This window comes from Streptomyces sp. NBC_00878 (assembly GCF_026341515.1).
In the GTDB taxonomy this organism is placed as follows: Bacteria; Actinomycetota; Actinomycetes; order Streptomycetales; family Streptomycetaceae; genus Streptomyces.
In genome coordinates this window covers 3,733,817-3,753,227 of the sequence record NZ_JAPEOK010000001.1, presented here as the reverse complement: position 1 = coordinate 3,753,227, position 19,411 = coordinate 3,733,817, and the positions used below count along the sequence as shown (strand labels likewise).

General features: G+C 65.6%; 8 protein-coding genes and 2 pseudogenes. 7 read left to right on the top strand and 3 right to left on the bottom strand.

Features of this window, described 5'->3' with window-relative positions; translation table 11 throughout:
• Nucleotides 1–22: 22 nt before the first annotated feature.
• Both OHA11_RS15590 and OHA11_RS15585 read left to right on the top strand, forming a co-directional pair.
• Nucleotides 23–6,451, top strand: coding sequence for an RHS repeat-associated core domain-containing protein (locus OHA11_RS15590; RefSeq protein WP_266507195.1), 6,429 nt, complete (start codon nucleotides 23–25; stop codon nucleotides 6,449–6,451).
• Nucleotides 6,452–6,547: 96 nt separating this feature from the next.
• Nucleotides 6,548–6,985 (top strand): SUKH-4 family immunity protein, encoded by a 438-nt coding sequence (locus OHA11_RS15585; RefSeq protein ID WP_266496632.1) that lies wholly within the window; start codon nucleotides 6,548–6,550, stop codon nucleotides 6,983–6,985.
• Between the two features lie 292 nt (nucleotides 6,986–7,277).
• On the opposite strand, the gene OHA11_RS15580 is transcribed toward OHA11_RS15585, so the two are convergent.
• Nucleotides 7,278–7,808, bottom strand: coding sequence for a hypothetical protein (locus OHA11_RS15580; RefSeq protein ID WP_266496630.1), 531 nt, complete (start codon nucleotides 7,806–7,808; stop codon nucleotides 7,278–7,280).
• Nucleotides 7,809–8,049: 241 nt separating this feature from the next.
• Between OHA11_RS15580 and OHA11_RS15575 the strand changes: the two are divergent.
• A pseudogene (locus OHA11_RS15575) lies at nucleotides 8,050–8,382 on the top strand (ankyrin repeat domain-containing protein); the annotation flags it as partial.
• 71 nt (nucleotides 8,383–8,453) lie between these two features.
• Here the strand turns inward: OHA11_RS15575 and OHA11_RS15570 are convergent.
• Together OHA11_RS15570 and OHA11_RS15565 are read right to left on the bottom strand one after the other, a co-directional pair.
• Nucleotides 8,454–8,573, bottom strand: a pseudogene (locus OHA11_RS15570) (IS5/IS1182 family transposase); the annotation flags it as partial.
• Between the two features lie 4 nt (nucleotides 8,574–8,577).
• Complete coding sequence (locus OHA11_RS15565; RefSeq protein ID WP_266496628.1) at nucleotides 8,578–11,454, bottom strand: TIR domain-containing protein; 2,877 nt, start codon at nucleotides 11,452–11,454, stop codon at nucleotides 8,578–8,580.
• A 207-nt stretch (nucleotides 11,455–11,661) separates the two neighbouring features.
• Between OHA11_RS15565 and OHA11_RS15560 the strand changes: the two genes are divergently transcribed.
• The 4 genes from OHA11_RS15560 (at nucleotide 11,662) to OHA11_RS15545 (ending at nucleotide 19,290) form a co-directional block, all read left to right on the top strand.
• The gene (locus OHA11_RS15560) at nucleotides 11,662–14,358 is read left to right on the top strand and encodes a TIR domain-containing protein (RefSeq protein ID WP_266496626.1); all 2,697 of its coding nucleotides are present in this window, start codon (nucleotides 11,662–11,664) and stop codon (nucleotides 14,356–14,358) included.
• Nucleotides 14,359–14,645: 287 nt separating this feature from the next.
• On the top strand, nucleotides 14,646–17,651 hold the full coding sequence (locus OHA11_RS15555) for a TIR domain-containing protein (protein ID WP_266496624.1): 3,006 nt from the start codon (nucleotides 14,646–14,648) through the stop codon (nucleotides 17,649–17,651).
• Between the two features lie 10 nt (nucleotides 17,652–17,661).
• Nucleotides 17,662–18,327: an LppP/LprE family lipoprotein gene (locus OHA11_RS15550; RefSeq protein ID WP_266496622.1), complete on the top strand. Its 666-nt coding sequence runs from the start codon at nucleotides 17,662–17,664 to the stop codon at nucleotides 18,325–18,327.
• 291 nt (nucleotides 18,328–18,618) lie between these two features.
• A complete protein-coding gene (locus OHA11_RS15545; RefSeq protein WP_266496620.1) occupies nucleotides 18,619–19,290 on the top strand; it encodes a hypothetical protein in 672 nt (223 codons plus the stop codon).
• The last annotated feature ends 121 nt before the right edge of the window (nucleotides 19,291–19,411 follow it).

The following is a 19,411-nucleotide window of genomic DNA, read 5'->3' as shown; positions in this document are numbered from 1 at the left end:
GCGCTGGAGCCGCAGGATCGTGGTGCCTGCCCTGTCCCTCGCCCTGATTGCCCCCGTAGCGCAGGCATCGCTCGGTACGCCGGCTGTTGCTGCGGATGGCAGCGGCAGGGGCCTGCCCGACGTTCCCAAGCAGCGGGTCAGCAAGGTCAGCGAATTCGAGGGGCTTGGTGCGAAGGAGGCCCGCGCCCACGCCGCCAAGGACCGCAAGGCCAACGTCGCGCAAGGCAAGCAGGCGCGCCGAGAGCAGCAGGCCACGTGGCCGAAGCAGGGTTCGGCAACCCTGACGCTGAGAGAGGGCAGGACAGACAAGGCCGCCCTCGCCGGGATACCCGTCTCGCTCGAACCCACGAGCGCGAAACGCAGCGATCCGGCAGCAGGCAAAGCCGACATCGCGGTCTTGGGTCAGAAGGCCGCTGACAAGGCCGGTGTCACGGGCGTGCTGTTCACCGCGGCCGTCGCCGACCCGGGCAGGGCACGAATCAAGGTCGACTACAGCGACTTCGCAACCGCGCTGGGGGGTGGCTGGTCCCAGCGGCTGCGCCTAGTGCAGTTGCCTGCCTGTGCGTTGACCACGCCAACCAAGGCAACCTGCCGCGAGCAGACCCCGCTGAAGTCGGACAACGACATCGTGAAGCAGTCGGTGTCGGCGCAGATCGCCCTGGCCGGGACCAGCGGCGGTGGTAGGGCGCGGCTGTCATCGGCTGCGTCACCTGGGACGGTGTTCGCGCTGACGGCTGCCGCTGTGGGCGGCGAGTCGCCAACGGGCCTGGGTACCTACTCTGCGACGGAACTGGCTCCGTCCTCCGCCTGGCAGGCGGGTAGCAGCTCAGGCTCGTTCACCTGGTCCTACGATTTCGCGATGCCGTCCGCGGCCGCAGGACCTGCTCCAGAGCTGTCTCTGTCGTATGACTCGGGCAGTATCGATGGTCGCACCGCCACCACCAACAACCAGGGCAGCGCGATCGGCGAGGGCTTCAGCCTGACCGAGTCCTATATCGAGCGAACTTACGGAAGCTGCGACGACGACGGGCAAGAGGACGTCTTCGACAGCTGCTGGAAGTATGACAACGCCCAGTTGGTCCTCAATGGAAAGTCCACCCGCCTAGTTAAGATCTCCGGCGACTGGGACAGCACTTGGCGGCTGGCCGATGATGACGCTTCCACGGTCACCCGCTCCACCAGCGCTGACAACGGAGACGACAACGGCGAGTACTGGACCGTCATCACCGGCGACGGCACCAAGTACGTCTTCGGCCTGAACACGTTGGACGGCGCGGCAGATCAGCGCACCAACTCCACCTGGACCGTGCCGGTCTTCGGTGACGACAGCGGCGAACCGGGCTACAGCAGCGGCAGTGCCTTCGGTGACCGGTCCAAGACCCAGGCCTGGCGCTGGAACCTCGACTACGTCGAGGACACCCGCGGCAACGCCTCCACCAACTGGTACACCAAGGAAACCAACCACTACAAGAAGAACAAGGCAGAGACCGCCAACACCTCCTACACCCGCGGCGGTTACCTCAAGGAGATCAAGTACGGGCTCCGCAAAGACGCACTGTTCACCGACGACGCCGACGCGAAGGTCACCTTCGAGCACGCCGAACGCTGCACCGTCGCCGACTGCGCCGAGCTGACCAAGGACACGGCAAAGAACTGGCCGGACGTTCCCTTCGAAGCGATCTGCTCGGACGGCGACACGGAGTGCAACTCGGCCGGCCCCTCCTTCTTTTCTCGCAAGAGGCTCACCGGCATCAACGCCTACTCGTGGGCCACCACCACGAAGACCTACGCCCCGGTCGACTCCTGGACGCTCACCCAGGACTACAAGGACGCCGGCGACATCGGTGACACCACCGACCATGTCCTGGTCCTGGAGTCGATCAAGCGCACCGCCAAAGCCGGCACCGATATACCAGTCAACCCCGTGTCGTTCACCTATCAACTGCGCCCGAACCGTGTGGACGGTACCGACGACATCCTGCCCATGAAGCGGCACCGCATCTCCACCATCACCTCGGAGACCGGAGCGATCACTGAGGTCACGCTGTCCGCACCGGAGTGCAAGCGCAGCGAAATGCTGGATGCCCCGCAAGACGCCAACACCCGCTCGTGCTATCCGCAGTACTGGCACATCAACGGCGGGGAGAACGCGTCAGTCGACTGGTTTCACAAGTACCGCGTCCAGGCCGTGATGGTGTCCGACCCGGCGACCAACAACGAGCCGGTACTCAACGACTACGACTACACCGGTGCCGCCTGGCACCACGCCGACGACCCCTTCACCCCCAAGGACGAACGAACCTGGTCGGACTGGCGCGGCTACCGGCAAGTGACCGTGCACACCGGTGCGGACCAGACGAACCGCTCCAAGACCGTCTCCCTCTACCTGCAGGGCATGGACGGCGACAAGAAAGAGGACGGCACCACCCGCTCGGTGACCTTGGCACCACTAGCGGCTCCCGACCTCGGTATCGCCGGTATCGCCGACAGCGACCCGTACGCGGGCCAACTGCGCCAGCAGGTTACCTATGACGGCGCCATGGCGATCAGCGCGCAGGTCAACGAGCCGTGGTCCAAGGAGACCGCCACCCAGAGCGTGCCCGATGCGGCCGACCACGCAGCCCGCTTCGTACGCACCAAGAAATCCACCACGCACACTTACCTGACCGTGGCCAAGAAGTGGCGTGCACACTCGGTGGTGACCGGTTACGACAACTTCGGCATGGCGCAGCAGGTAGAGGATCTGGGCGACGACGCCAACAGTGGCGACGAGACCTGCACCGTCAACTGGTACGCCCGAAACACCGACGCCGGTTTGACCCGTCTTACCTCACGCACCCGCGTCGTGGGCAAAGCATGCTCAGTCACCAACACCACCCTGGACCTGCCCACTGATTCATCGCGCCGTGGCGATGTGCTGTCCGACACCGCCACGGCCTACGACGGTGCGGCGACGTGGTCGGCGGACATGAAGCCGACCAAGGGACTGGCCACCTGGAGTGGCCGCGCCAATGCCTACCCCACCAAGGACACGGTGATTTTCCAGAAGGTCACCGCCACCGCCTACGACAGCCTCGGACGGCCGACCTCTGCCACCAACGCGGACGGCAAGGTCACCACCACCGCCTATAGCCCAACGGCGTCCGGCCCCCTGACCCAGACCATCACCACCAACGCCAAAAGTCACCGGACGGTCAGTTTCCTGGACCCGCGCCGCAGCGCAGTGCTGCGCAGCTACGACGCGAACAACAAGAAGACCGAACTCGCCTACGACGCGCTGGGACGTCTGACCGCGGTGTGGTTGCCCAACCGGACGAGTTCCGGGGATGCTCCAAACAGCAAGTTCGTCTACCACCTGGACAACAAGGACGAGTCCTGGGTGTCGAGCTCGACGCTGAAGAAGGACGGCACGAGCTACAACACCAACTACACAATCTATGACTCACTGCTGCGCCCGCTGCAGAACCAGTCGCCGACACCGCAAGGCGGACGGCTGCTGACCGACACCCGCTACGACACCCGCGGCCTCGCCTACGAGACATACGCCGACATCTTCGACCCCGAAGCCGCGCCCAATGGCACCTATACCCGCGCCGAATACGGCCAGGCGCCCACCCAGACAGCAACCGCCTACGACGGCGCTGGCCGCACAGTGAGCAGCACCCTGCTCGTGTTCGGCGTCAAAAAGTGGACTACCTCCACCAGCTATACCGGCAACTCCACGGCCACCACCGCCCTGGAGGGCGGCGCGGCCACCCGCACTGTTACCGACGCCCGTGGCCGCACGATCGAGACCCGCGAATACGCGGGCACGACCCCCGCCGACCCTGAGTTCGGCGACGGCGTTGGTACTTCCTACACCTCCACCAAGTTCGGCTTCACCCTGGACGACAAGCCGCAGTCCATAACCGGCCCAGACGGCGCCGAGTGGTCCTACACCTACGATCTGTTCGGCCTGCAGAGGTCCGCCTCAGACCCGGACAAGGGCACCACGCGAGCTGACTACAACGTGCTGGACCAGGTCATCAAGGCCACTGATGCACGCGGCAAGTCCATCGTGAGCGAATACGACGAGGTCGGCCGCCTCACCGGCACCTGGGCCGGTTCCAAGACGGACGCCAACCAACTCACCGCCCAGACCTACGACACAGCCCTGAAGGGCAAGCCGACCTCCTCCACCCGCTATGTCGGCGGCAAGACCGGGCAGGCCTACACCGACACAGTCACCGACTACGACAACCTTTCCCGACCCGTGGCCTCCAAACTGGAACTGCCCGCCGACGACCCGTTCGTCAAGGCCGGAGCCCCAGCCGTGCTGGGGTACACCAACTACTACAACCTCGACGGCACCCTGCAGAACAGCAAGGAACCAGCCCTCGGCGGCCTACCCTCCGAGATCATCGACTTTGGTTACAACGGACTGGGCCAGGTCACCTCGATCGGCGGCGCCACCGGCTACCTCCTGGACACCTCCTACACCGCCCTCGGTCAGCCTCTGCAACTCACCCTTGGCACCGCCAACACCGAGGACCATAAGAAGACCTACGTCACCAATACTTACGAACAGGGCACCGGGCGGCTTACCCGCAGTCACACGGACAGTCAGACCGCTCCATACGTCCTGCAGGATCTCAACTACACCTACGACGAAGCCGGCAATGTCACTTCCATCGCGGACCCCACCACGGTCGCGGGAACCAGCGCCGAAACCCAGTGCTTCGCCTACGACGGCCACCGCCGCCTCACCGAGGCCTGGACCCCCGCCTCACAGAAGTGCACTGATGGCCGTAACGCCTCCAGCCTGTCAGGCCCGGCCCCGTACTGGACCTCGTACACCTACAACTCGGCGGGCCAGCGCACCAGCGAAACCAAGCACCAGAGCGGCGGAGACACCAAAACCACCTATTGCTACAAGAGCGCCCAGCCCCACGCGCTGACCGGCACCAGCACCAAGGCCGACTGCACCAGTCCGGACCGCAGTTACCAGTACAACGCCACAGGCGACACTCTCAAGCGTCCCGGGACAGCCGGCAACACCCAGGACCTGGCCTGGTCCGAAGAGGGCAAGCTCACCAAGCTCACCGAGAACGGCAAAGCCACCGACTACCTTTACGACACCACCGGTGAACTGCTGATCCGCAACACCCAGGACGGCGAACGGATCCTGTACGCGGGCACTACCGAACTGCACCTCAAGGCAGACGGCACCCTGTGGGCCCAGCGCTACTACGCCGCAGGCGGCATGACGGTCGCAGTCCGCACCAACGAATCCGGCACATCCAAACTCAGTTACCTGACCGGCGACCACCACGGCACCTCCAGCCTGACCATCAGCGCCGACAGCTCCCAGACCGTCAGCAAGCGCTACATGACCGCCTTCGGCGCCGAGCGAGGCAAACCGGCCGGCGCAGCATGGCCCGATGACAAGGGCTTCCTCGGCAAGACCAACGACACCACCACCGGCCTCACCCACATCGGTGCCCGCGAATACGACCCAGCCGTCGGTCAGTTCATCAGCGTCGACCCGCTGCTCACCCTCGACCAGCAGCAATCCCTCAACGGTTACGCCTACGCCAATAACAACCCAGCCACCTATTCGGACCCCACCGGCCAGAAGATCGCGTGCGGGCCAGGAACGGACACCCCGTGCCCCAAGGATGACTCGAACGGCGACGGTGTCACCAACCCTGGCTCTCCGAACACCAACCGGCCCGGATCCGGAACATCCTCATCGGGAAGCAATGGCGGAGGGGGCGGCAGCGTCGAGTACCCGGCTCCCGCGCCTAGCGGCGGCTGCGGTTTCTGGGACGTCAAGTGCGGCTGGAACGATCTCTGGAAGTCCGATTGCGGCTTCTGGGATGTCAAGTGCTCACTCCATGAGAACTATGAGGCATGGAAAACCGTTCTAGCGCCCGACACCGAGGATCTCGAGGGTTGCGGTAGAGGTGAGCTGGACGGCTGCGGATGGCTGATAGCCGGCTTCTTGCCAGCTGGGAAGCTCAAGAAATTGTCGAAGCTTCTGGACGGAGGCGAGGACGCCAAAAAGGCCGCCAAGAAGATCGACGAGGCGATAGAGCTGGTGGGTCAGATTCCCTACGGGGAAGGCCATCTCAGCAGCGCGGTGCAACTGCAGCGAATCCTGGACAATAAGAAGAATGGGAATTATGCGTCAGCTCTACTAGATGACGGAACTACACTCGTCGCCCACTCCGACAGCACAATGCATTCCGAGGAATATCTGCTTGAACGGGCCGGAAAAAGGAAGATCGTTGCTGCATATTCGGAGAGAGCCCCATGCGATAGTGGACATAACTGTGCATCGCAACTCAGGACCGCCGGGGTCAAGAATGTCAGCTGGTCATTCCCCTGGAATGGAATTGGGGATGCAGGCAGGGCTAAAACGAATCGGGACCTTACCGCCGCGGTAAAGAATCTGTTCAACGGCAAGTGATTTGCGCTGCTTGACGTGTGATCTAATGGTATGGCTCGACTTCGGTCGAGCCATACCATGCCATTTCAGGCTGAAGCGGATGCAGTGGGAGCGATCGTGGAATTCAACCTGGTCAGCGTGCCTGTCCCCTCGGGCGACTTCGAGCTTGTCGTGCCTGACCGGTTCTTCGCCTTCCGTTCACTTGATGTGGCGGAAAGAGTTGCGTCGGCCGAAGGTGGACATCTCATTCGATTCGGAATCATCGGTCGCGCGACTTCCGTGTTCATCGGTGAAGATTCCGGGCGCGTCCTCTCGGGGATGGGTCCGAACGATGTCGCGATTGTCAATACTTCACTCTCTCAGTTCATTGAGTGCGTTCGCGATCTAACCGCGATGGCGCCGTTCTATTCCGAGGATTCGGATCTCGATGAATGGGAGAATGCCGCGCTTCGTGTGGAAGAATTGATTCGTCGAGTCGACCCGTCCGCATATGTCGAGGGTTCTTTTTGGTATGAATTTCGATGGGACGTGACTATGGGTGACTTTCATGAATAGTTCCTGATTAATCTTGGTGAGGGTGGCCGGTGTAAGTGACTTGATCAGGCAGCACTGGCAGACTGACGGCACATCGAAGCTTCGGCTCAGCAGGGCGACTTGAGAGGTCGCCTTCTCCAGCCGGAGCTTCGTTGCGTACGAGACGGCACGGCCAGCAGACGTCGTCCCTCCGGGGCCTGCGACAATTTGCTAAAATGCGGATTTCGAAACCGCCCTGAAGTAGGTGCTGCCTACTGCACTTGAGATGCGCGCCGGGCGCGGATTTGCCGCTGCCGAGCCGTGGCGCAGGTCGTTACAGCCCGCGCGCGACCATGTAGCCGGTCGGCCCGGCCTCATCGCTGGATCCCTGCTGGATCGTGTTCCGAGAACGGCGGTTTCTGCAGGTCATTGTGTTGCCGCGCACGTTCAGGTTCAACGTCTGAACGCCACCACGTCGCTGACCTGGGGCAATGAGACGCCGAAGTGCCATGACCGTGGGCGCTGGGATGGTTTCGTCCAGGCGCTGATCAGGCACTGGCGGCGGCGTCGAGGCCGCGGTGATCTTGCGGGTCATGTCGGTCAGGGCGGGGGTGGTCTCGCCCTTGCGGGCCCGGGTGGCCGTTTCGAAGGCGACCAGGACGGTGCTGCGGAAGGTGTCGGCCTCCGCCGTATCCGTCTTCTTGAGCAGGCCCCTCGCCTGCGTCAGGGCCGACAGTACCGGGTATCGGGTATCGGCGATCGCGGCCGCGGACTTGTTGTTCAGGTCCGCGCCCTGCGGATTCTCGGCGAGTACGTGCCCGACCCGGCCGGTAGCGGAGGACAGGGCGGTGGACCCACTCTTCACGGTGGCATCGCTGTCCCGCTCCCGCTGGACGACACGAAGGCTGCCGAGGTCCAGCGCTACACGAGTACGGCAACACGTTCGATGGCACCGCACGCGCCACGTACGGCCGGCTCGGTGGCTACCAGAGATCGGCCGACACACTCAGCGATATCACTCACCCCCATGGGCAGCTGCCTCTACCGCTCCGACATTGGCCACTTCTTGCAGGCCGCCCGCGGTGCCGAAACGGTTGAATACCGCCGTGGAGAACACCTGGACACCGGCCCATCAAGCGGTGGAGAACGAGGACGCGGAGACCTTGGCCCAGTTGCTGGCCAACGGAGTCGACCCTGATGAGGTATGCGACAACATGACGCTCCTGGTCCACGCCATTGACACGGAAGGCGATGGCGCCTTGCAGAGCGGCAGCCCGCTGACTGTACGTACCACCGCCGTGCTCCTGTCCTTCGGCGCTGACCCGCAACTCCCGGGGCCAGATGGGCAAACGCCTATGGGCCTTGCCCTTCACTACAGCCATGACTTGGCAGTCAAGCTGTTGCAGCGGCACATCAGCGGCACATCAGCGGCACATCAGCGGCACATCAGCGGCACATCAGCGGGCGAGGCGGCGCTGACAGATCGGATGCCTCGTGGCGATAATCATCACCCCAGGTGGGTGTAGCCGTAGCCCTTGTCGGCTTGACGCCTTGCTGGTCTGCCCCGCCGGGGACCGCGGTGGGAACGGATTGACGGGATGCCTTGCACCAGCTGGGCCAAGGCCCGGCTGGTCTCAGTCGGCCTCGGTCCAGCTGCGTTCGCAGCGCAGATCGTCGGGGGCCGGTGTGCCAACGTAACGTTCCCATTCGGCTGCCGACAGATCCCTGCCAGCCGTTCGGCAGGCCTCCGCGATCCAGGCATCCGGCGTGGTGTCCCACTGCTGGATGATTCCCGGTGCCTCGTCCGTCCCTTGGTCCTCCAGGGCGACGACCAGCTTCTTCCCGTCGTCGGTGAAACGCAGGGAAGTCTTGGACCCGGAGTAAGGAGGAGACAGCGCCAGAGCGCCCAGCCGCCGACCGTCCTGAGGGTCCGTCAGCAGAACGGAACCGTCCAAACGTTGCTGGGCGAGCAGAGTGCCCTGGCTGTTGAGCGCAAACGGTCGCCACGCCGTCGTGGGATCTCTTGGAATCGTCCTCTCCGGCCGGCTGCCCCGTGGGCCGTACAGAACAGTACTGCCGTCCTTCTTGGCGATGGCGAGCAGTTCTCCGCCGTACATGACGCCCACGGCGGAGGATGTCCCGCGGAGGCGGGAGGCCTTTCCGGTGACGAGATCGATCAGCAGTACACGGTTCTTGGCGACGACCGCGGCCTTTGTCCAGGAGGAATTCACTGCTACTTGTCGAGCCGCGGAGAGCTCCCCCGAAGCGGCCTCAGTGCCCAGTTCGACTCTGCTGATCGTGCGCCTGCCCGGTATGTCGCGGACGACAATGGCGTTGCCGATCACTGCGAGAAGTTTCCGCGAATCCGCCGAGACGGACAGCGGCAGGGCGGTATCGGCCGCTCCCGTATCCCAGAGCGAGTGGCTGAGGGTGCCAGTGGTCCGATCGTAGATCTGCAGGCTGCCCTTCTCGAAACTCATGAAATAGAGCTTCTCGGCGTCGTGGTCCCAGAGGGCAGGCCCTTCGGTGTATGCCTTGGACAAACCGGCCTCACCTGCCCTCCCCGTCGTAGTGGGTGAGGTCAAGGGGTGCAGCCACACCTCATTTGCCAATCCGCCGGTGATGGCGGCATTTCTGCCGTCCGGGCTGATCGTGAGCCAACTCTCGGCGCAGGCACCACAGGTCACGGGCACCTGGGCGTTCGCTCGTACCCCGATACGGCTCAGTCTCTTCAGATCCCATTCGGTGACCAGTGATCCTGTGGCGGAGACCAGGCGGTCTCCGTCATCGATGAACGCCAGGGCGTCCTGATTGACCTCCGCGTTTCCCCGCAGTTCGGTCATGGGCGGACGGTCGGCGCCTGTCGGCCCGACCTGTGACACGTGGATGACGCCGTTGGCCGCCGTTGCGGCGTAGCTCCCGTTGGAGGACAAGGCCACAGCTGTCGGCCTCGGCCCGGCGCTGTCGGCTTCCAGCGGTGCCTTGTTGAGTTCCTGCGCAGTCTCCTGGGACTCCCATACGGGAAGCCATGTGTCGCCGTTGCTGTAGGTGAATACTGAGCCGTCGGAGGACAGGGCCGACGCGGAATTGTGAACTCCGAACTCAATTGAGTCTCCCCCCAGCCGACTCAGTGCCGGGAACGTTCGCCGCTCCCACGTCCCGTAGGCAGAGTCGAAGAGAATCGCCTCTTCCTCAGAAGGCAAGGCCAGAACGGACCACGATCCCGCTGACGCCGTGTGGGTCACCCGCCCGCTCTGTAAATCCAGCAGAGTCAGGCTTCCCATGTCCAAGTCGGCCGACGTACTGTGCACCGCCACCCACCGACCGGACGGTGACACCGCGACGAGATCCGCCTTCTCCCCGGTGGGCACCGCGATCCGACGGCCGGCTCGCCCGCCTGCCCAGACCATCGCCCGGGTGTCGTCACAGGCTGCCGCGATGGTGCCGTCCGCACTCAGTGCGAGGTCGGTGATGCCTCTGTCGAGTCGGCCCAGAGTACGTTTGCGCCGTTGCGGTCCCGTCCAGCTGAGTACCTCGCCCTTGGCCGTGCCGGCCACGACCTTCTCTCCGTTCTCCGAGCCGAGCACCTGGGTCACTGTGGCTCCGGCCTGGAGGTAGCGGACAAGGTGCGGCTGGGCAGTGACCGTCTCGAGGAGTGCCGACCGCGACTCGGGGCTGCGGTCCAGCCGGTATGCCTCCACCGCGAGCAACTGGGCGAGATCCAGGTGATCGTCGTGGCCTGCGACGGAAGCCGCGGCCAGGGAGCGGGCGGATGCGATTCGGGCCTGCTCCTCCGCGGCTCTGGTCCGGTCACGGGCGACGAACGTGGCGATCACCGCGAGGACGAGGAGCACCGACAGCAGGGCCGTCCCGCCGATGAGCCGTTGCCTGGCCCGCCGCAACTGCACAATGTGGGCGCCGTACAGGGCATCCTTGTCCATCGACCGCAGCGGAGCGGCGATCGTGGCGCACGCGTTCAGCAAGTCCATCCTGGCTTGCTCGCGTTCCTTGCGGGTGCGCCGTGGTCCGCCCGTCGTCCGTGCCGACAGGTCGACCCACAGCGGTTCCACCGGATGCATTCCGCGCAGTGCCTCAGGAAGCGGTGTGCCTTCCGTCCAGTTCCAGTCCCGGAGGGTGTCGTCCCAGCGGATCGTGCCGGCGGTCAGTACGAGGAACATGTCGTCCGCCGAGCGGTTGTCGCGCCACCACTCCACCTCTCTCCCCACCCATTTCGACCGCCTGGCCTCAGGAGAGACGAGCAGGATGAACCGCCGTGACCGGGCGAGTGCGTGCTGGATCACCCTGCCGGCATCAGCGTCCGCCGACAGATTCGTGAAGTCGCGGAAGACCCGTAGCCGACGCCGCCTGTATGCAGGCAGGCCGATGCGTTCGATGTGGTGCTGGAGTTTCGCGGCCAGATCCTTGTCGGCGGTGGTGCTGTAGGAAATGAACGCGTCGTAGGTGAATTCGTGACTGAATTCGGTTGAGTGGAGAGGCGCTGAATCCGTCATCAGTCTCATCACCCCCGCCGTGACCTCCGGTATCCGTGCCATGTACCGGATGCGCACTGATGCCGAAGAAGGTAGCGCTGCTCCCTTCCATCTGTCACCGGTTTCGTGTCATCGGCTCCGAATTGCCGTTCCCCGCCCTCTTGGTCGTGAACTCCCTTATAAACTTGCGAGGTTGACTTCAGCGGAGCCGACTGGAATGGATGTTCGGTGGAAGAGATTCGGTTCGACGCGTTCCTCTCGTACAGCAAACGGGAGAACGAACCACTGGCGCATGCGCTTCACAACGGCCTCCACCGGCTCGCCAAGCCCTGGCACCGGTTGCGTGCTGTGGACGTCTTCCGTGACGCCCATGATCTTTCCGCGAGCGCGAGTCTCAAGGGTTCCATCAAGGAAGCGCTCCTTTCCAGTGAGTACTTCGTACTCGTCGCGTCCCCGGCGTCCGCCCAGTCGCGCTGGGTGCGGGAGGAGATCGCTCTCTGGAGGGAGAACAGGCCGGCGACGAAGGTCCTACTGGTGCTCGCGGGAGGCGAACTGCGCTGGGATCCCACCGTTGGTGACTTCGACTGGACGGTGACGACCGCGTTACCGCGGCCCGAGGCGGAGCGATGGTTCGCGGAGGAACCGCTCTGGGTGGACATGCGGGCGATACCGATGCTCGAACTGCGGATGCGTAACCCGGTGTTCCAGGACGCCGTGGCCACGGTGTCGGCACCACTGCGCGGTTGCTCCAAGGCACAGCTGGTCAGCGAGGACCTCCGGCTGCACCGGCGCGCGGTGCGGGTGCGCAGGTCCCTGCTGGTCGGCCTTACCGTGCTCAGCGTCCTCGCGGCGAGCGCCGCCGTCGTGGCATGGCAGCAGCGTGACGAGGCCCGTGCCCAGGCCCGGCGGGCGCTGTCGCGGGCGCTGGCCGCCGCGGCGCAGGACCGCTCGGACGACGACCCACAGTTGGCGATACGGCTCGGGCTCTACGCATACGAAGCGGACTCGACGCCGGAGGCCAAGGCCCAGTTGATGCGGCTGATTGCCGCGAACGGGCGGATCACCTCCTTCGTCCGGCGGGCATATCAATCCTTTCCGGGCCGGGAAAAGGCCAACGGAATCACGGTCAAGAGCATCGTTCTCAGCCCTGACGGCCGGATGGCCGCGCTCGTCCATCAGCAAGTGAACGACGTGATCGTCTGGGACACGGTCAGGCACCGGGAGATCGCCCTGCTGCCCTCGCGGACCGGAACGACGGGGGGCAATCTGACCCCGTACGTCGACTTCGACGACTCCGGCCGCACTCTCACGGTCAGTAATCCGTCGTCGGGCCGGGCCGCTGAATGGGAGGTGCCCTCCGGAAAATTACGCAAGACCGGACCCATGTCCTCCAGCGTGCCGTCCGCTTCTGAGGAGCCCCCGTTCCTTCCCGATCTTCCGGATGAGTGCGTGTTCCGGGGACCGGCCACCCCCGAAGCGCCCTGGCGGCCGTGGGACGCGAGCCGTGCGGCCGAACGCCTCGTGATTGTCTGTGACGGTGGCGAGCTGCGCGTTCTGAACACGCGGAGCGGAGCGGTGGTTGCGTCCAAGCGGTTGGACCCTGGTGTGGCGTGGATCGCGACGGCGATTTCGGCGGACGGGAAGTGGATCACCGCCGGCAACAGTGATGGTGATGTGGTCAGCTTCGCCGCCGACCTCTCCGCCGAACAGTCCCTCGCCCGGCACTCCAACTCGGTCGCGGACATCGCGATGAACGCCGATGGCTCGGTGGTCCTGTCCACCAGCGACGTGGGCGACGTAGTCCAGTCGTCACTGCCGGACGAAGCACAGCTGGCCAATGTCACGGCGGGTATCCGGTCGCGGGATACGGTGAATGACTTTCCGTACACATCGCTGACCGCGAGCCCCGACGGCAGATGGCTGCTCACCTGGCAATCCGGATCCGTCGAGCTGTGGGATGTCCGGCGTCGGGTCCGGCACGCGATCTATCGGCAGGCGGCACAGGCGGTGTCTTTCAGCCCGGACGGGCGAAGGTTCGCCTTGCTCGAAGGCGACACCATACGGGTCCGGGACACACAGTCTCTGAAAACTCTTGCCGAGCGCACGGCCCGCGGCGACAGCGCGGCAAAAGGCCGGGCGCTGACCTCTGCCGTCGGCGGATTCCGGATCGTCACCGAGCGCAGCAATGCGGGCTCGGTCAACAGCGGCCCGTTGACAGTCTCGGCGGTGTGGGACGGCGGGCGGCGCGTGCTGTCCACCCCTTCCGGTTACCCGGCTACAGCAGTGAACGGCCGTTACTTCGCCGTCGCCATCCCGAGCAAGACCGACACCGACGGGCAGGTCAGCGACTGGACCGTCACCGTGTGGCAGTGCGACGGCCTGCTCGCCCCGAAGGCTCTGTGGCGAACGCGGACAGACCGTTCGCTGAGCAAGGTCGCAGTGAGCGACGACGGTGAATACCTGGTCCTGGGAGACATCGAGGACAAGGGCGAGATCGTCCGCCGGTCCCAGCCTGATCGTCCCCGGCCCATGGACGGCGGCAATACGGTGAGCGGATCGAGCGAGTACGTCATCGCCCACGAGCAGGGGGTCGTCGTGCAGCACACCGACGGCATCAGGCAAGGCGCGGACGAAGCCGACAGCCACAACCAACTGCTGCTCTGGGACCTCGCGACGGGACGGCTGGTGGGCTCATGGAAGGAGCCGATGGCCACTGTCCCCAGAGGACAACTCACCCACCTTGCCTTGGTGGAGGACGGAACCCGGGTCGCGACCATCCGCCCGAACGGAAACATCGGCTTGTGGAACGTGTCGCCCGCCGACTGGCGTGCGGATCTGTGCCGGCTCGCCGACGGGGAACCGACTCCCTCGCAGCTGGCCTTCTACCTGGACGGAGTCGATGTACCCACACCCTGTCCCGGGTGATTCCGGCATCCGGCGGCTGCCGGTGGTTGGGACGGACGGGCGGCTGGATCCTCTGGATCGATTTCAGTGGCGGGGCCGGTTGGTGAGCGCCAGCCGGCCCTGTGTCGGGTGGCGTCGCCCCGGTGTCGGGCGGTGTCGACGAACGTACGAACGTCACCGGCTGGTCGGCGAGCCGCATGGCTTGTTTCTCGCCCTTGCTCAGGGCGCATTCTTGTCAGACCGAATCCCGCCGTGGCCTACTGATCGGCCGTTGCGGGAGTTCACGGGGGTGCGGTGCTGTGCTGAGGATGCCTCATGCTCTGACGCGGCGGAGAAAGTCCGGCACGGACCGTCCCGCGAAAACGGACCGTCCCGCGCAAGCGGACGAGCAGTTCGCGTACGACGCGTTCATCTCCTACAGCAGGGAAGCCGACCGTGCCCTGGCGCGGGCTCTCCAGGACGGACTGCACGCCTTCGCCAGGCCGTGGTACCGCCTGCGGGCTCTGCGGGTGTTCCGGGACGAAGGCAGCCTGGCTGTCGGCTCACGGCTCTGGGGTTCCATCCAGCAGGCACTGGGCACTTCCCGCTACTTCATCCTGCTGGCCTGCGAACGTTCGGCCCGGGCGCCCTGGGTCGTGCAAGAGGTCGAGTACTGGTGCACCCAACGGGGCGTGGACAACCTGGTCATCGTCCTTACGGATCCTCTCGCGGACGGTACGGGGAAGCCGCCCGGGATGGTCTGGGACGAGCTCCGGGGCGACTTCGACTGGGAGCGGACCACCGCGATACCCAAGTGTCTGTCGGGGCGCTTCGAAGAGGAACCCCATGCGCTGGTTCTCGGCTGGGCACGCGCCCGGCCGGAACTGTCGCCGCGTGACCCGGAGTTCCGCACAGCACTGGCCAGCTTGGCGTCCCCCCTGCACGGTGTCGACAAGGACAAGCTGATCGGCGACGACGTTCGCCAGCACCGGAGAACCCGGCGCCATGTGCGTCTGGTGATCACCATGCTGACCGCGCTCGCCACGATTGCCGGGTTCGCCGCCGTGACGGCCTTCCAAGAACGGGACATCGCCCGTGAACAGGCCGCGCTGGCCGAAGTGCGTCAGTACGCCGCGCAGTCCCGCAGCGCCGACGACCCCTACGCGGCACTGGCTTTCGCGATCGCCGCCGAACTACGGGTCAGCCCGGCTCTTCCGGAGGCACGTACCGCCTTCGGAGAGGCGGTGCAGGGGCTGGAATCGTGGACCACACGCCTGGTCGGTGAGGTGCCGGTCACCTCATCTTGGGGCACCCAGTTGCGCTGGTCCTCCGACGGCTCGAACGTGTGGGTGGCCAGTGCCGAGAGCGGAATGGCACGCTGGTCCGTGCGAGACGGCATCGGCGCCGTCCCATTGTGGCGGCCGACGGACTCGTTCGGCGGTGACGGATCGCCTTACGACTTGCAGTGGAGCCAGGACGGCCGGTTCTTGATGCAGATGCTCGGTGGCACGTCGGGCAATTCGTATGTCATACGCGATGCCGTCTCCGGCAGAGTCACCGCAGGTCCTTTCACCTTCGGCGCGGGGGTGGCTGACGGGGTGTCGCTGCGCAACAGCAGGCTTGCCCCGGGCGGCGATCTGCTGGCCACGGCGGCGAGCGACGACGGCGTGAGGCTCTGGGACGCCGGAACCGGCCGACGGCGCGGGAAGCCGTTGCCCGGCAGCACTTCGGCCGAGATCTTCGAACTGGCGTGGTCGCCTGACGGCGGACGGCTTGCCGCTGCCGGCACTTCGCGCATCTGGATCTGGGACGTGGACCGGCGCTCGCTGATCTGGTCGGGGCAGCGGAAGGAGGGTGCCGAAAGCCTGTCCTGGTCCCCGGACGGCCGCCGTATCGTCACCGGAGACGAGAAGGGCCGCCTCACTTGGTGGAATGCCCGCACGGGGGAGGCGTCGGCAACCGCTGCTGACGGATGGGAGAACAGGGCCCGAGAGATCAGTTGGTCGCCCAATGGTGAGTGGATGGCCGTCGCCCACTTCGACGGAACCATTCGCCTGTGGGATCCGGCCAGCGGCACGGCAGTCGGGTCCGCGCTCGCCCGTGACAGCAAGAACTCCCTGGACGGCTCGCTCGTCTGGTCTCCTGACAGCCGGTTCCTGGCCGGGGTGTTCATCAAAGGCGGTGACGTGGACGACATCGAAGGGCCGCGGACAACCGTTCTTCGCCTGTGGGAGGTCAGAACAACGACGCAGCGCAGTATGCGCCTGCGCGGCCCCACCGACTCCGTACTCGCCGTGGCCTGGTCGCCCGATGGGCACCGCATCGCAAGCGGCGGCAGCGACGACACGGTTTGGATCTGGGACGCGGAAACCGGGGTACCTGTCCCCGGCAGCCCGCAGAGACAGCGCTTTTCCGACGACAGAGTCCATGACATCGCGTGGGACCCGAGCGGCCGTCGGCTGCTGAGAGTGAGTGGCACCGGTCTGCGGACCTGGTCCGTGACCACCGGGACGGATGCCCTCAAACCCTGGTGGGGCAGCGGATGGTCCGTCACTGCGGCATGGTCCCCGGACGGCACCCGAGTCGCGTCCGGGACGGATCAAGGTCGCGTCCGCGTCTGGGACGCCGCCACCGGCAAGTTGGTGCGTCAGCAGCCCCGGTCCACTTCCAAAGGCGGCGGGGCGGGAGCTGGGGACGGGCTGAAGGCCGAGGTCCGGTCTGTGGCCTGGTCTGGCGACGGCCGGCGTCTGGCCGCCGCCATGGCCGACGGTTCCCTGCACCTGTGGGACGCGGTCAGCGGGCAGCAGTGGGGCCCGGCTCCCCAGGCTTCGGAGCACCTGGCCCGGGACATGGCATGGTCTCCGGACGGCAGACTCATCGCGGTAGCCGACGTGGACGGCACGATCCGCTTCTGGGACGGTGACACCGGCAAGGCTGCTCGGATCCTCCTCGATGCAGGGGACAGCCGGGTCGAGTCCTTGGCTTGGTCCCCGGACTCCACGCGCCTGGCCTCGGGCGATGGCGCGGGGACCATCCGCGTGTGGGACCCACGGCGCGGCGTGTCGCTTCAGCGGCGTGAGGACGCGCACTCCGTCGGCGTCACCACGCTGAGCTGGTCCCCGGACGGAACTCGGCTCGTCAGCGGCAGTGAGGACGGGGTGGTGCGGCTCTGGCAGGGCAGAACAGAGCAGGAGATCTGCCGTCTGGTCGACAAGGCTCTCCACCGGACCCGGAGTACACCCGAACTGACCGGCACGACCGACGCGGTCGCCGGGATCTGCTCCAGACCGGACCAAGCCCGCACTTACCCCGTTCTTCCGCTCCAGCCCCGATAGGGAGGACGCGTTGACACGCCTCTTACCGAGCGACCGGCGTATCGGCCGATTCCGGCTGCTCGCCACCGTGCTGCTGTCGGCGGGCTTCCTCCTCGGCGGATGCAGCGATCAGCCGGGCGACGCAGGCACGACGGACAGCGCTTCCCCGACGGACAGTGCTTCCCCGACGGGGATGATTCCTGACGACGTCCTGGAGAACACGGCGACTTCGACCGCCGAACCACCCACGGCTTCGTCCGCCTCGCCCGCCGAACCACCGCTGTCCGCCACGGACTGGACCCGGGTGATCGACGACATCGACTGTCTTGACGCGGGCAACGAAGGAATCGAGATTCTGGACACCCAGTTCGCCGACGTCCGCGGCACGGGTGTTCCCGATGCGTTCGTCACGTTCGACTGCGCCCACCGGGCTTCCACCTGGCCCCACCAGGTGGAGGTCTTCGACGGCTCGTCGTCTCCGGAGGCACCGAGGCGCATCGCCGTGCTCCTGAGTGCCGAGGAGACGGTGAACGGCCGGATGTTGGTGACGGCTGGTGATCTCTCCTTCTCCGGCAACTCCGTCACCGTTCATCTCGCAGCCTATGGCCCTGACGACCCTAGGTGTTGCCCCTCTCAACGCCTGCGTCGCTCCTTCACCTGGGACGGAAACCGATTCATCCAACAGACAGGTGCGTGAGGCACCACCGACTCGGAGGGCACGGGTAAGCCTTCGGAGGGCTTCGAGGGATGGTGGGCCGGGGGTCTGCCCATACGGAGTGGCATGACGGAAGATGCCGCTAGGGCGTGCCAGGCGTCGCCGGGCAGGCGGGACTTTGCGGACACGACCTAGGGCGTGAGTGGTGGTGTTGCTGCGGTGCTCACGTGCGGCCTGGGATGCGTCCGGGTGGGGCGATGCGGGCGTGAAACAACTGAGAGAGGGACGAGGCGGGGGATGACGGCAGGGCGCTTGTGGCGCATTGGCCTTTCCATGATTTCTGGTGCTGCGGTCGGCATGTGTGTGTATGCGATCACTCGTACGGGAGGCACCTACCTGTTCGCGGTGACGGGAGGACTCGCCGGCGCACTGGTGGCCGTCGGCCTCGACGTCTACCGGCGTGCGGCCCGCTTGACCGAAGTACGCGTCAGCGTGCCGCAGTTGAGCGAGCTGACTTTCGTCGTGAACAACGAAGCGCGACAGGTCGCCTGGCAGCTCTTCATCGAGTCGGTGACACGAGTGTCCGTGCAGCGGCTCCAGGATGACGAAGGGCTGCTCAGGGAGACCATGTCGTCGCTGTACGGGCTGTTCGCGACCACTCGCGAGACGTTGAAGGTCAGCCGCCCCTCGACGCACGTGAGCGCCGGCCTCACCGTGGAGGCCCTGGCGGTGAACTTCCTCAACACGGAACTTCGTCCGTTCCTCTCGAAATGGCACCCACGTCTGCGTGCCTTCGAGGACGCTCACCCCGGTCGATCCGAGTCGGAGTGGCCGCAGGCCTCCGAATGCCGTGCGGATCTGCGAGAAGTACAGGAGCACGCTCTGGAGTACGTGCTGGCCTTCGCGCGGTTGGCCGGAGTTCGGGACGCAGAAGCCATGCTGGGTACGGCAGCTGCCCGGCCCGGTGGAGAGGGCTCACCTCTGCTGCCCAGTGCCCGGGAGTAGAGCAACTACCCGGAGTAGCGCGAGCAGAGGCCAGGATGACGATGCCGTACGGTACGGCCATGGAGCAGCGAGGCCCATGGACACGTCACAGCCAAGAATGCTTGCTCTCCACCAGCCGCCT